Below are 13,600 nucleotides of genomic sequence, written 5' to 3'. Positions count from 1 at the left end.
GTGTCGATCAACCGAAATATGCGGCCGGTGGTGCTATTTCCGGAAACTGGCAAGCCGCAGCAGGAGAAAGGCCGGAACAACGATCGCGGCCCCCAGCAGGATGTAGCCGAGGAAATGATCGAGAGCGCGGAAGCCCATGTTCCAGATGTCGAGGAAAAATTCCTTGATGCGGTAGAGCACGTCGAGTGGCGACCATCCGAAGGCACTCATCACCAGCCCGACGAGGAACGAGATGACGATGAGTTTCAGCAGCACCTTGATGGGACTGTCGCCGAGAAAGCGGTTCAATGCGGACAAGACGCGGCTCCAGATTATTTTGTTCGTCAAATAGCACGTGCAGACAATGCTTCAAGCCATCGGCGCTTCAAGCCATCGGCTTTGCGATTGCCCCACGACCCAGCTTCATGATAACGAGGCTGCTGCGCGGGTATGATGTAATGGTAGCTTGTCAGCTTCCCAAGCTGAACGCGCGGGTTCGATTCCCGCTACCCGCTCCATCTCTCACCCCCTAATTCTCCGCCAACGCCTTGCAAACAAAGGCATCGCGCGATACAGCCCATAGGGAGCCCGCTTGACTTGCTGCGAGATTGTGATACAATGTGAGATACAATCAGTAATACCGCGAGGCGACGAAGTGCGCTATTACCGGAAGGTCGATCCCGATCGCTACCTGCTGCCCCGACAGGGAATTTACTATTACTGGCGTCGTATTCCCGCCGTCGTCGCCGCGTTGGATTCGCGTTCACCTCTCGTCCGGATGTCGCTCAAGACCGACGACTTGGCGGAGGCCAGAGCCAAGCGGGACGCGCTGGAGGCGGCCGACAGCGACTATTGGCAAGCACTGATTCTCGACGAGGACGCGGACCAGGCACGCCTGCGGTACCAAGCCGCGGCTCGGCGGGCCGAGGCGCTGGGATTTTCCTACCGGACAAGTTCGGAACTGGCTTCGGGGTCGCTCGCCGAACTCGTCCGGCACGTGGTCGCGATCCTGCCGGCGGGGACGCCGCCCGTAGCGGAGGCTGCGGCCCTGGGACGCGAGGAGCGCCCGACGGTCAGTTGGTGGAATGCATACGAAGTCTACAAGAGCGTGATCAAGAAACAGGAACTGGCAAAAAAGAGTCCAGGGCAGTTGAAGCGTTGGGACAACACGAGAAAGGGCGCTATATCAAAATTCCTTTTGCTGACAGATAAAAAACCGATCGCGGACACGACGCGCGGAGACGGTCTGACCCTGCACAAATACTGGCTTGGCAGGGTAATTCCGGAGGATAAGACACAGAGAGGGTGTTCCCCGAGCACCGCCAACAAGCAGATCGGCATACTGCGGAACATTTTTTCGGAGTACTTCAAGCACCAGCAGGAGGACAGGAAGAACCCATTCTCCGATCTCAGCTTCAAGAACGACGGCGGGCGGAAGAGATTGCCGTTTGCGCCGGAGTGGATCCGGGACAAGATCCTCGCCCCCGGCGCGCTCGCGGCGATGAACGACCAAGGTCGCGGAATCACCCTGGCACTGATCGAAACAGGCTGTCGTCCGGCGGAGCTGTGCAACATCGTGCCAGAAGACATCCATCTCGACGAGGAGGTCCCTTACATACACGTAACGGCCCGCACCGACCCAGACGACACGAGAGACATAAAAACCGAACAGTCAGACCGGAAGATCCCGCTAGTCGGCGTCGCCCTGGAGGTGTTCAAACGGCATCCGAAGGGATTTCTTCGCTACAAGGACAAAGAGGACTCTTATTCGGCGATGGCCAACAAATATCTGAAGGAGAATGGCCTCAAGCCCAGCCAGCAGCATGCCGTCTATTCGCTCAGGCACTCCTTTGAGGACCGCATGCTGGAAGGGGGCATCGATATGGAGCTACGGGAAGTCCTAGTGGGGCATAAGCTCGAGAGGCCGTTGTATGGCGAGAAGGGCTCGTTGAAGTTTCGCCAGAAGGTCCTCAACCAGATAGCTTTCGACTTCGATCCAGCGATCGTCTGACGCGCTCCCGTATCTCGTCCAGCGTCGCAGCCCGTTGCCTCATGGCCGCTAGCTCCGCGCTCAGCCTGTCGTAGATGGGCAGATAGGCGGCGCCGCGTTTTTCGTCCCTGACAATGGCTTGGGCACCACGGTCCATGCACAGCTCGAGCAGTTCGGCCGTGATTGCCGGTCCGGAGCCGGCATCTGGAACGTCGAGCGAGGGCATCTTCTCCATGGGGCCGCCGCTACTAAACGAGCTGCCACCTCGGCAAAGCTAGGCGGCATTCTCCTCATACTCGCCGTCCACGCCGCGTCGCCGCGCCGCTCGGCGGGCGCGAATTGTATCTATTTTGGCACTCACGGTCAAATCGCGGAATTTCACTTAGCGCTTTAATGTCAACAATTTAGAATGAGTCCTTGATATATGACTTCAGGATTCATTCCCTCTCCAAAAGACTCGATGTTCGCGGTCCCTCTATAGTCGGTTCCTGACCAAGGATTCGAAGAGATCCGACTCGAAACTGCAGGGACGCGCGGGGATAAGGGTGGGATCGACTGCGCATTGGGCTCCGAGTTGTGCAGCATAGCCGCATTTGTCCTCCTTCAAAGAGGCGACAAGGTCGGCATCAGACATGTTGGCGGCGCCGGCCAGGCCCTGGGCGATAAGGATGGATTTCAGCTCGGTTTGCAGCCCGTCCGCGACCAATTGTTGTTCCAGAGCTTCCACGTTCGCGACGAAGTTACCGACGAACGGCCATTCCCGCGACTACCTTGAACCCAAAGACAATGTTGACCTCTCGTCAGCCGTGGTGGTCCGCCCTATCTTGCCAGAATGTGTAACGATTACGAACAACACATCGTTTGGGGAGAGTATCGCGAACTTATGCGGCAACTGGAATTGGAGATTCCTCCGCAACACACCGAACTGGACTTGCCGATGGCAGACGACGTCAAGATCGGCGACACCGGACCCGTGATGCGAAGTGCAGGTGAGACGATCGAACTCGTGTCGATGCGTTTCGGTTTTCCCCCGGCAGATCCAAAAAGCGGTCCGATTTTCAATTTCCGCTCGGAAGGCCGAAGGTTCACGGAAAGCAAGCGCTGTCTCGTTCCTGCGAGCGCCTTTTTCGAATTCACGGGAAAGAAGTATCCGAAGGCCAAGCACAGGTTCACACTGCAAAATTCACCCTTCATGGCGATCGCGGGCCTTTGGCGTGACGGCGAGGGTAACCAGCCTCCGTCCTTTGCAATGCTGACGACGGAACCTGGGCCGGATGTCAGGCCCTATCACAATCGGCAGGTGGTCGTATTGCGTCCCGAAGACTGGGCATCCTGGATTCATCTTACGAAGCCTGAAGCTGAGCTTCTCAGGCCACTTCCCGCAGGATCGCTTGATGTTCAAACCGTGCGACCCGGCTCCGACTAGCGACCACCGGCGCCCTGGGGGTCGACATGGTAAAGCGCAGTGCCGGACTGTTGATATTTCGTCGAACAGAGGCGGAACTCCAAGTGCTGCTCGTCCATCCCGGCGGACCGTTCTGGGCGAAGAAGGATGCGGGGGCGTGGTCCATACCGAAAGGACTCGTCGACGACGGCGAAGACGAATTGGCGGCCGCGCAGCGCGAGGTCGAAGAGGAAATTGGAACAAGGATCCATGGTCGTTTCGAGCGGCTTGGCGAGTACAAGCAACGCGGTGGAAAAGTCGTCATCGCCTGGTCGGTCGAGGCTAACATCGACATCGACCTGACAGCGATCACCAGCAATACGTTCACACTGGAATGGCCGCCCCGGTCCGGCCAGATGAAAGAGTTTCCCGAAGTGGATCGCGCCGCCTGGTTCAGTCTGGCCGAAGCCGACAGCAAAATCCTGGAAGGTCAAAAGCCCATTTTGTCGGACTTCGCGCGCCGACGGGAGGGGCGTTGATGCTCGGCTGCCTATTTCGATAATTCGATCCATACAGGGGCGTGATCGCTAGCGTGCTCCCAACTCCTCACGTCCTTGCCTACACCTGCGGCCTTCAGCCGACGAGCGACGGATGGACTCAGCAGAAAGTGGTCGATCCGCAGGCCCGCATCGCGCGCAAAGGCGTTCCTGAAATATTTCCAGAAGGTATAGATGCGCTGGTCCGGGTGAAGGTGACGAAACGCATCCGTCCAGCCTTGCGCAACAAGATCGTGATAGGCGGCACGCACCTCCGGCCGGAACAGCGCGTCGTCACGCCAGCGCTCGGGCGCGTAGACGTCCAAATCCGTCGGCATGACATTGTAATCTCCGGCGAGGATGACGGGTATGTCGAGTGCGAGGAGCGAGGCTGCGTGTTCCGACAGCCGCTGGAACCAGCGCAGCTTGTAATCGAATTTCGGACCAGGTGCAGGATTGCCGTTCGGAATGTAAAGGCAGGCCACAATCATTCCGTCGATGGCCGCCTCGAGATAGCGGCTGTGACTGTCATCGGGATCTCCTGGCAATCCCCGGCGGGTTTCGATCGGCTCTTTCCCCCGCGCAAGGATGGCAACGCCGTTCCAGCTTTTCTGTCCATGCCATATTGCACCGTATCCGGCCTTCTCGATCTCTTGGATCGGAAAGCGGTCGTCTGGTGATTTCAGTTCCTGAAGACAAACGACATCGGGTTGGGCTTCTCCCAGCCATCGTACGAGAACGGGCAAACGACCGTTTACGCCGTTGACGTTGAAACTGGCGATCTTCAACTGCAGAGTCCGAGTTTCATGGAGCGACCCTCCCACCCCTACATAAGCCGAGCGTCGGGTTCTGCCAGGCTTTCATCGTGGGCAATGTCTGCGGCGTGATCAAATAAGACGCATCCTCATGCCTCGCTAAATGCCTCCGCCGATTATCGGAAATCCCGCGTCCTCACCCTGATTTGCTCGATATGCGCGTCTGAATTGTCGCTGTTCCGCAATTTCGGCCCGCCGCGCGGATCAAGACCGGGGCCGCCATGGTGGAATTCATCGCCTCGGCCATGCGGCAACGGGAATGCTGCGTCTCGATCACCAACGCTGGCGAGATCGGCCGACAGGTCGGTCAGCCGATGTGCGACGAGATGCACGACATCCCCTTCACGCTGGATGCGGCCATGGACGCCGATCATGCCGGCTGACAGCACAATGCGCCGATGTTTCTCGAAGATCTTCTCCCACACTACCAGATTGGCGATCCCGGTTTCGTCCTCGATTGTGATGAACATCACGCCCTTTGCCGACCCCGGCCGCTGGCGGACTAGCACGATGCCCGCAGCTTCCAGCCAACGGCCGTCGCGCGCGGCCATGGCGTCTGCGCAGGAAACGATGCGCCGCCGACGAAGGTCCTCCCGGAGAAAGCTGACGGGATGGTCGCGCAGCGTCAGCCCGACATGACCGTAATCCTCGACTACCTCGCCGCCAGCCGTCATCGGCCGCAGCGGTACGGCAGGTTCGTGGATTTCCGGAACGGTTTCGGCGTCCCGGATCGATGCGGCGGCAAACAGGGGCAAAGGCTCGTCCCGTAGCGCCTTGATCGCCCAAAGTGCCTCCCGCCGCGCGAGTCCTAAGGACGGGCGGAAGGCATCGGCCTCGGCTAGCTCCACGAGGGAAGCGGCTGGAACGCCCGCGCGTCGCCAGAGATCGTCGACCGAGGCAAAAGATCGGTCTGCGCGAACGGCAACGATCCGGGCGGCATCGGCATTGGCCAAGCCCTTGACCATCCGCAAGCCAAGACGGACGGCAAAACTATCCTCCCGGTCGGTCGGCTCCAGCGTGCAATCCCAGCGCGAAGCATTGACGCAGACCGGGCGGACCTCGACACCGTGGGCAATTGCATCGCGGACGATCTGCGCTGGCGCATAAAATCCCATCGGCTGGGCGTTGAGAAGTGCTGCGCAAAAGACGTCAGGATGATGGCATTTCAACCAGGACGAAGCATAGGCGATCAGCGCGAAGCTCGCGGCATGGCTTTCCGGAAACCCGTAGGAGCCGAATCCTTCGAGTTGGCTAAAGGTCTTCTCCGCGAATTCGCGCTCGTAGCCATTTTTCATCATCCCGGAGATCAGCTTCTCTCCGAATTTGCTGACGCCGCCTGTATGCTTGAACGTCGCCATGGCCCGGCGTAACTGGTCGGCCTCCCCCGGGGTAAACCCGGCACATTCAATGGCGACCCGCATCGCCTGTTCCTGGAACAGCGGTACGCCGAGCGTCTTGCCGAGCACCTTTCCAGTTCGGGCTTGGGATAGACGATGTCCTCCTTTCCCTCCCTGCGACGCAGATAGGGATGCACCATGTCGCCCTGGATCGGGCCTGGCCTGACGATCGCCACCTCGATGACGAGATCATAAAAGGTGCGTGGCTTTATTCGCGGCAGCATGGACATTTGCGCGCGGGATTCGATCTGGAAGGTGCCAAGGGTGTCGGCTTTGCGGATCATCGCGTAGGTTTTCGCGTCCTCCGGCGGAATGCTCGCCAGATCGAGATTGATCCCCTTATGCGCGGAAAGGAGATCGAATCCTCGCTTCATGCAGGAAAGCATACCCAACGCCAGACAGTCGACCTTCATGAATTTCAGGATGTCGATATCATCCTTGTCCCACTCGATTACCTGCCGATCCTTCATCGCCGCCGGCTCGATTGGCACAAGATCATCGAGACGGTCGTTGGTGAGCACGAACCCGCCGGGATGCTGTGAGAGGTGGCGCGGCGTGCCGATCAGTTCGCGGGCAAGTTCAAGCGTTAACCGCAAGCGGCGGTCGCCAAGATTGAGATTGAGTTCTTCGGCATGTTTCGGGTCGACGCCCTCCTTCGACCAGAACGAGATCTGGCCGGACAGCATCTTGATCAGATCTTCGGTGAGGCCGAGCGCCTTGCCGACATCGCGCAATGCACCCTTCGAACGATAGCGGATAACGGTCGAGCAAAGTGCGGCATGGTCACGGCCGTAGGTCTCGAACACCCACTGCATGACGATTTCGCGCCGTTCATGTTCGAAATCGACGTCGATGTCGGGCGGCTCGCGCCGCTCCTCGGAGACGAACCGTTCGAACAGAAGATCGTTGAGGTCTGGATCGATCGAGGTGACGCCGAGCACGAAGCAGACCGCGCTGTTGGCGGCGGACCCTCTGCCCTGGCAAAGGATTCCTTGGGAGCGGGCAAAGCGAACGATGGAATTCACCGTCAGGAAGTACGGCGCATATTCGAGTTTCTCGATCAGCCGCAATTCGTGCATGAGCGAGGCGCGCACCTTGTCGGGAAGGCCTTCGGGATAACGCTCCGCGGCACCCTCCCAGGTCAGGTGTTCGAGCGCCTGTTGCGCCGTCAGGCCCGGCATCGTCTTTTCTTCCGGGTATTGGTAGGCGAGTTCATCCAGCGAGAAGCGACAGCGTTTCGCGATCTCGACGGTGCGGGCAAGCGCTTCCGGATAGCGGCCGAACAGGCGTGCCATTTCCTCGCCAGGCTTCAGGTAGCGATCGGCGTGGCGCTCGCGCCGGAACCCCGCGTCGTCGATCGTGCAATTGTGCCGGATGCAGGTGACCACGTCCTGCATCAGACGCCGCACCGGGGCGTGGAACAGGACATCATTGGTAATGACGGTCGGCACGCGCATCGAGACCGCCAGGTTCGAAAGCTCGTGCAGGCGCAACTGGTCATTCGGCCGCCGCCGAAGCGTCAGCGCCAGATAGGCGCGGTCGCCAAAGGATTCGTGCAATCGCCTCAAGCGGAGGCCGCAGATATCGTCGGCTTCGTCGGGTACAAGGACGGTGATCAATCCTTCGCCATAGGCGACGACATCGTCCCAGCCAAGAATGCATTTGCCTTTGCCGCCCCGTCCCTTGCCGAGCGACAGCAAGCGGCAAAGCCGTGCATAGGCGGGACGGTCGGTGGGGTAGACCAGGACCGACAGGCCGCCAGTAAGATCGAGACGGCAGCCGACGATCAGGCGCACCCCGGTTTCCTTGGCCGCCTGGTGGGCACGGACAATCCCGGCGACACTGTTGCGGTCCACGACGGCCAGCGCCTCGATGCCAAGTGCGGCGGCCTGCGAAAACAATTCCTCGCAACTGCTCGCTCCGCGCAGAAAGGAAAAATGCGAGGTCACCTGCAATTCCGCATAGCGTGCGACGCCGCTCACCCGAATACTCCATGCAGGAACCATTTGTGCGAGCCCGTCGCCGCATCCTCCCCGTCACCGGCGCGGTAAATCCAGAAGCGCTCGCCGGAATCGTCCTCGACCTGGAAATAATCCCGGACAGCCGTCAACTCGGCGTCGCGTTTCCACCATTCGCCGAAAACACGCTCGGGACCGTCGGCGCGGCGGACGCGGCGGCGGATGCCACGCCAGGTGAACGTGACGGGGGGATGATCGGGCAGGAGCGCCACCGTCTCGATCAATTCCGGCGTCGTCAGCAATCGTGTCGGCCGCGGCCAGCGGCTCGGCCAAACTTCTCCGCAATCGGGTGCCGTAGGAGCAATCCGCTGGACCGACCGTTCCGGAACGTCACTGGCCATCGGTGCAAAGCGATAGAGCCGCTCTTCGCCGATGCGATTGGCGAGCGTATCGATCAGATCGGAGACATCGGCCTCAGGCGCTTCGATCAGTGAAGAGATCGTCTGCTTGTGTTTCAGCGGTTCGGCTTCGGTCGCGGCCAACCGCATGAGTTCGATGCCGAAGCCAGGATCGATCGTCTCGATCTTGTTGGTGAGAAGCCGTGCCAGCCGTTCTGCGTCACGCACAGGCTGCGCCGTACCGACACGGATTGCCTCGACACGGTTGTCGACGCGGTAGAGCAGCAGATCGAGACGGCGCGCACCATGTCCCCTGATCTCGAGCAATGAACAAAGTTCCGCAACGAGCCTTGCCGTATATTTGGCGATGGTCTCGGCGGCCCCGATCGGCTCGCCGAATGCGCGGCGGACCTCGGCGATTTCGGGCGGCCGGACCGGTTCGATCGGTTCACCGAGGCGGTTCATCGCCTGGTCAAGCCGACGGCCGAGTTCAGGCCCGAAACGCAGGGTTAGCGGTGCACGCGGTTTTGAGGAGAGATCGGCAATATGGTCAAGGCCAAGCCGCCGCAGACTGGCGACCATCTCTGTCGGCAAGCGCAAGGCTGCTATCGGCAGTTGCTGGATCGCAGTTGTACTCTCCCCTGGGAGCACGACATGGATCGGCAGCGCGCCAAAGCGGGCAAGCGCATGCGCCGCACCCCAGCTATCGGCGATCGCGGCACGAGCCGTAATGCCGGACGCGGCGAGCCGTTCCACCATATCGGTGAGCATAACGGTCTCGCCGCCATGAAGATGATCAGCGCCCGTCGTATCGATGACCAGACCGTCGGGGGAATCGGCGGCAACGATCGGCGCATAACGCCGGAGCGCCCACACTGCGAGCCGAGCCAGCGCCTCGGTACCCGTCCATCGCAGAGGTTTTCCGGAAACGTAATGACGCGTTCGCGCGGAAGGAAGATCCTGCCATAAAGTTCTTCGCGGAAACGCTCGAACCGATGGCTGAGGCCTATCGGACATCCAACTATGCAGAGGTCTTCCGCCTCTATGGCAGTCGTCCGGCGATCCACACGCAAGCGGATAAGCTCGCCTGGCGGAACGACATGGACCGGCTGTTGAATCTCCGCAACGAAGGCACCATCGGCGCCGTGCTCGATCATTTGCAGGCAACGAAACGTCCGGTCCTTCCCGATCGGGTGCTACGCCGCGAGGATGAACTGCGGCAGTTCAACGGCGAGCCGATACCTGACGACGCCACAGGTCTCCAGCGGCATGACGCGTTGCGAGCGGTGGCGTACGCCGAAGTGATCTCGTTGGTGAAGTTCGTCGAGAAGCAGTCGCCCTTCGCGACCCAACACAGCGTCAAGGGCGCGGAATTCGAGAACGTCCTAGTGGTGCTTGGCGGCGGCTGGAACCACTATAATTGGCCCATATTGCTGGAGCTCATCGAGACCAAAGCGCTGACGGCAGCCAACAGTAAGGGCTACTTCCGCGCGCGAAATCTCTTCTATGTCTCGATCTCGCGACCGATGAAGCGGCTCGCCGTGCTGGCGACGCAAACCCTGTCCAACACGGCATTGACGTCAGCGATCAAGCTGTTCGACGGCAACGTCGAAGCGCTCGACGTAGCGGTCTGATGACGGGGACGTCCAGCTTAGGTATCGACTCCCGGTGGTTCGCTACACCCCACGTTGCTGCATTCACGTGAAAATTCTGCGGCTGCCCCAGCACGATCAGATTTACGATCCGAAAGCCCATCATGGCTCCGCCACCAAATCTGATAAAGGGGATTACCATGGATAGCTCCAGCCGGCCCAACAATGTCCGCTTTCAGTAGAAGATTCCGATCGTATGAATTTCCGAGGCTTCTGTCTGGCGGTACTGTGATCCGCAAATTGGAGCGACCTTGAAGCGGATCTACGGCTTCAGCCATTGCCGCCACAACAAGGCCCCATCTCATTCGTGAACGGTCCTGCCCGATATCTCGGCCCGCATCGCGCGAATACCGGCCGCGGCAAAGCACACACCATGATGGAGAAGGGAGCCGGAATCCGCCATATCGGTGTCCCCCCCTGCGAGCGCTGAGAGCCGGCCCCGTGCACTCAACGACATGTAGAACATGCTGAGCGTGAAAAAATACGCCCGGAAGGCCGCCTTGTTGTCGAATTCGGGGATGATTGCCTTGAACGCCTTTACGCCCGTTCGCTGGACTTCATCAAAGTACTTGACCGCGACGGTTCGCGACCACTCGTCATCGTGATAGGCGCTTCTGATAACAAATTTCGCGAATTCTCTCGTAGGCTCTCTTTCGTCATTCGTCAGGTCGATCCACGGTTTGATCAAGATCTCTATTAATTTCTCGATCGATTGTTCTTCATCGGGATTTTTGCTGCTCATAAAATCGCTTATGAGGCTCATTCGATGACGGTTCATCTCGGTCATATGACGATCGAATACCGCCTCGAAAAGCTGCTCTTTGGTTTCATAATGGTAATGGATGAGGGACTGACTGACATCCGCCATGCGCGCTATGTCACGCATTGAAGTGCCCTCGAATTCCTTGCACGCGAACAATATCGCCGCCTGATCCAGGATGACGTCCCTCTTGCTCGTATCGGAGGTTATGCGGTCGTTCCGATCTTGAGACTTAATCTTGGCGATTGTCATGAGATAGCAGCTTTACCCAAATGTTCTACCGCGATGCGGAACGTTATATTTCCCGACCGACCTGAGTCCAGAGCGAGGTTCAAGTACACGATGCTCACGGGTGCTTTCCGCCACTACGTTCACCACAGATACGGCGGCGGAAACCTCTAATTTCCAGCCCCGGCACTGGCCTCACCGCTCCCGGTCATGACCGGGAAAGAAAATCATAGACGACCTTGTTGAATTCATGTGGGCGCAGTTGCGACGCGACGTGGGCGCCATCGGCCAGAATAACCAGTTCCGCGCCCGGGATGATTTTGGCCAGTTCCTCGGAATAATAGCGCGGGGTCAGATGGTCGTTTTCCACCCCAACCACCAGCACTGGAACGGCAATCTGTGAGAGGCGTTGCGTTTGGTCAAAATCCAAAAGCGCCTGGATACGGCTGTCGACGATATCGGTGTCGAAATCCTCTCCGTAGACGGAGGTATCGTCCTCGTCCGCGCTATCCCGGATCCACCAGCTCGGATTGAGGAAGATCGAAGCTCCGCGAATATAGGCCGACGCCCCCGCCTTCAACAATTCGCGGCGCACCTCGAAGCACCTGCGGAAGAAATTATCGGCACGTGTCCAGGTGGCGTACATGACGGCACTGCGGATGCGCTCCGGGTGATCGAGGCACAGGATCTGGGCGATCGCGCCACCCGTCGAATGCCCTACCAGATGGGTACTGCTGATGCCGAGCACATCCATCAGGCCGATCGTATCCGCCGACATCTGCTCCAGCGAATAGCGGATCTTCGATTTTGTGCTCTGCCCCGTGCCCCGATGATCGTGAATGATCACGCGGAAATGCTTGGCGAACGCCTCGATCTGCGGCGTCCAGTACGAGCCGACCCCGCCAAGACCGGACACGAACATCAGCGGCGGGCCTTCGCCGTACTCCTCGTAGTAGATCTCACAATCTGAAAGTTGGGCAATGGGCATCCGAAAACCTTAGTATTAATGGCGCTTGAGGAGCGGCTGACTGCATCGGTTCGAGCTTGCTCGGCTTCTGTCGGTCGCCTCACGCATCCCCGATGTGAGCAACCGATGCGATCTCGACGAGAAATTCCTTCCTGACCAATTCGGATATGATGCAGAACCGGGCGGGAGGATTGGGAAAGTAGCTCGAATAGATCTCGTTCATTCCCGCGTAATATTTGGCGTCGGAAATGAAGATCATGTTGTAGGCGATGTCTTGAAGCGAGCCGCCCGCCGCCTCGACCACGCCCTTGATCTGCTCGATCACATGGCGGGTTTGACCCAGGATATCGCCGGGGTGCGCGACAGCGCCTGCCTGGTCGATTGCCAGTGTCCCTGAAACATAAAGGGCGTTGCCGGCGCGAGCGCCGTGAACGTAGGGGGCGATGGGCTTGGATGCCCCGGCGGGAACGATGGGAATGAACATGGTACTTCCTTCCGTTGCTGTGACTAATGGCTGTGAAAAGCGGCGCTCAGGTCGAACCGCGGCGGCGGTAACGGGCCCCGATGGTCGCGAAAATGAGCACGGCCCCGGCGAAAAGCTGCTGCGTATAGGCGGGAGCCCCCAGGATCAGGAGACCCGTCGTGCCGGTCTCGATGAGATAGACGCCGATGACGGTGCCCACGACATGGAAGTGCCGCCGCGCCAGCGTCACCGAGCCCAGGAACGCGGCCGCGAAGGTCGGCAGCAACATGCTTGCGCCGAACAAGGGGGTCAGCGAACCCTGGCGGGCCGTATAGATCAGGCCTGCGAGCGAGCCGAGAATGGCGGCGATGACAAAGGCGGTAATGATCTGCCGGTCGACCCGGATACCGGACATCCGGCTTGCCGCGCGGTTTCCGCCGGTCGCATAGATATGGCGGCCGGTGGCCGTGTAGCGAAGGGCCACGATGAGAACCGCGCTCAGCACCAGAAGATAGAATACCGGTGCCTGGATGGTGCCTATGCGCCAGTCGCCCAGCTTCAGGAAGGCCTTGGTAAATCCGCTGAAGATGACGGAGTTGCCGGTTATCCAGAGCGTCAACCCATCGAGCAGGCTGGAAACGCCGATGGTCGCGATAAGAGCGGGCATCTGGTAGCGGGTGACGAGGATGCCGTTGACCAGGCCGATGATCAGCCCGAGCAATACGACGACAGGGACGACCAACGTCACGCCGATGCCCATTTGCGTGACCAGCACGGCGGCCATCGCGCCGGCAAAAGACGCCGTTGCGGCAATCGACAGATCGAATTCGCCCACGGCAAGCACGACGGTAAGGCCGCAAGCGAGCATAGCAAGAACCGCGCCGTTATTGAGAATGGAGGCGAGGTTTTCGCCGCTCAGGAAAACCGCCGGTTCCAGAATGCCGAACACGGCGATCAGAAAACAGAAGAAGAAGACTGGCGCGAGCGTGCCCCAATCCACTCTGCTCTTGCTGCGCGGTTCAGGCCCGTCAGGCAGTTCCGGCTTGGCTTTCCTTTCCGTGGTTACCATGGTC

The 13,600-nt window shown here is 59.6% G+C and carries 12 protein-coding genes, 1 tRNA gene and 1 pseudogene; 5 read left to right on the top strand and 9 right to left on the bottom strand.

Annotation, left to right across the window (positions count from 1 at the left end; all coding sequences use genetic code 11):
• Window positions 1-33: 33 nt before the first annotated feature.
• Complete coding sequence (locus ACX3P0_RS17385) at window positions 34-297, bottom strand: DUF6460 domain-containing protein (RefSeq protein ID WP_459080341.1); 264 nt, start codon at window positions 295-297, stop codon at window positions 34-36.
• 126 nt (window positions 298-423) lie between these two features.
• On the opposite strand from ACX3P0_RS17385, the gene ACX3P0_RS17380 reads away from it, so the two are divergent.
• A tRNA-Gly gene (locus tag ACX3P0_RS17380) sits at window positions 424-497 on the top strand.
• A 137-nt stretch (window positions 498-634) separates the two neighbouring features.
• A complete protein-coding gene (locus ACX3P0_RS17375) occupies window positions 635-1,990 on the top strand; it encodes a tyrosine-type recombinase/integrase (protein ID WP_459090394.1) in 1,356 nt (451 codons plus the stop codon).
• Here the strand turns inward: ACX3P0_RS17375 and ACX3P0_RS17370 are convergent.
• Window positions 1,950-2,204: a hypothetical protein gene (locus tag ACX3P0_RS17370; protein ID WP_459090392.1), complete on the bottom strand. Its 255-nt coding sequence runs from the start codon at window positions 2,202-2,204 to the stop codon at window positions 1,950-1,952. The genes ACX3P0_RS17375 and ACX3P0_RS17370 overlap by 41 nt on opposite strands.
• 597 nt (window positions 2,205-2,801) lie before the next feature.
• Between ACX3P0_RS17370 and ACX3P0_RS17365 the strand changes: the two genes are divergently transcribed.
• Window positions 2,802-3,395 carry an SOS response-associated peptidase gene (locus tag ACX3P0_RS17365; RefSeq protein ID WP_459090390.1) on the top strand — a complete coding sequence of 198 codons (594 nt, stop codon included), beginning with the start codon at window positions 2,802-2,804 and terminating at the stop codon, window positions 3,393-3,395.
• A gap of 26 nt (window positions 3,396-3,421) precedes the next feature.
• The gene (locus ACX3P0_RS17360; RefSeq protein WP_459090388.1) at window positions 3,422-3,892 is read left to right on the top strand and encodes an NUDIX domain-containing protein; all 471 of its coding nucleotides are present in this window, start codon (window positions 3,422-3,424) and stop codon (window positions 3,890-3,892) included.
• A gap of 11 nt (window positions 3,893-3,903) precedes the next feature.
• Here the strand turns inward: ACX3P0_RS17360 and xth are convergent, their stop codons facing one another.
• The 3 genes and pseudogenes from xth to ACX3P0_RS17345 form a co-directional block, all read right to left on the bottom strand.
• On the bottom strand, window positions 3,904-4,677 hold the full coding sequence (xth, locus tag ACX3P0_RS17355) for an exodeoxyribonuclease III (protein ID WP_459090386.1): 774 nt from the start codon (window positions 4,675-4,677) through the stop codon (window positions 3,904-3,906).
• Window positions 4,678-4,820: 143 nt separating this feature from the next.
• Window positions 4,821-8,107 (bottom strand): annotated as a pseudogene (locus ACX3P0_RS17350) (error-prone DNA polymerase).
• Window positions 8,080-9,474 (bottom strand): Y-family DNA polymerase, encoded by a 1,395-nt coding sequence (locus ACX3P0_RS17345; RefSeq protein ID WP_459090384.1) that lies wholly within the window; start codon window positions 9,472-9,474, stop codon window positions 8,080-8,082. The pseudogene ACX3P0_RS17350 and the gene ACX3P0_RS17345 overlap by 28 nt, the downstream one beginning before the upstream one ends.
• On the opposite strand from ACX3P0_RS17345, the gene ACX3P0_RS17340 reads away from it, so the two are divergent.
• Complete coding sequence (locus tag ACX3P0_RS17340; RefSeq protein WP_459090382.1) at window positions 9,453-10,091, top strand: hypothetical protein; 639 nt, start codon at window positions 9,453-9,455, stop codon at window positions 10,089-10,091. The two genes, ACX3P0_RS17345 and ACX3P0_RS17340, sit on opposite strands and share 22 nt — an antisense overlap.
• 319 nt (window positions 10,092-10,410) lie before the next feature.
• Here ACX3P0_RS17340 and ACX3P0_RS17335 read toward each other — a convergent pair whose 3' ends face one another.
• The 4 genes from ACX3P0_RS17335 to ACX3P0_RS17320 all read right to left on the bottom strand — a co-directional run bounded on the left by ACX3P0_RS17335 (window position 10,411) and on the right by ACX3P0_RS17320 (window position 13,596).
• Window positions 10,411-11,121 carry a TetR/AcrR family transcriptional regulator gene (locus ACX3P0_RS17335; protein ID WP_459090380.1) on the bottom strand — a complete coding sequence of 237 codons (711 nt, stop codon included), beginning with the start codon at window positions 11,119-11,121 and terminating at the stop codon, window positions 10,411-10,413.
• Between the two features lie 184 nt (window positions 11,122-11,305).
• Complete coding sequence (locus tag ACX3P0_RS17330; protein ID WP_459090378.1) at window positions 11,306-12,085, bottom strand: alpha/beta fold hydrolase; 780 nt, start codon at window positions 12,083-12,085, stop codon at window positions 11,306-11,308.
• 79 nt (window positions 12,086-12,164) lie between these two features.
• Window positions 12,165-12,548, bottom strand: coding sequence for a Rid family hydrolase (locus tag ACX3P0_RS17325; RefSeq protein ID WP_459090376.1), 384 nt, complete (start codon window positions 12,546-12,548; stop codon window positions 12,165-12,167).
• A 46-nt stretch (window positions 12,549-12,594) separates the two neighbouring features.
• Complete coding sequence (locus tag ACX3P0_RS17320; protein ID WP_459090374.1) at window positions 12,595-13,596, bottom strand: ABC transporter permease; 1,002 nt, start codon at window positions 13,594-13,596, stop codon at window positions 12,595-12,597.
• Between the last annotated feature and the right edge of the window lie 4 nt (window positions 13,597-13,600).

The organism is Mesorhizobium sp. A556 (assembly GCF_054489545.1).
Note: the sequence above shows the minus strand (reverse complement) of the source record. Positions and strands in the feature narration are given on the sequence as shown.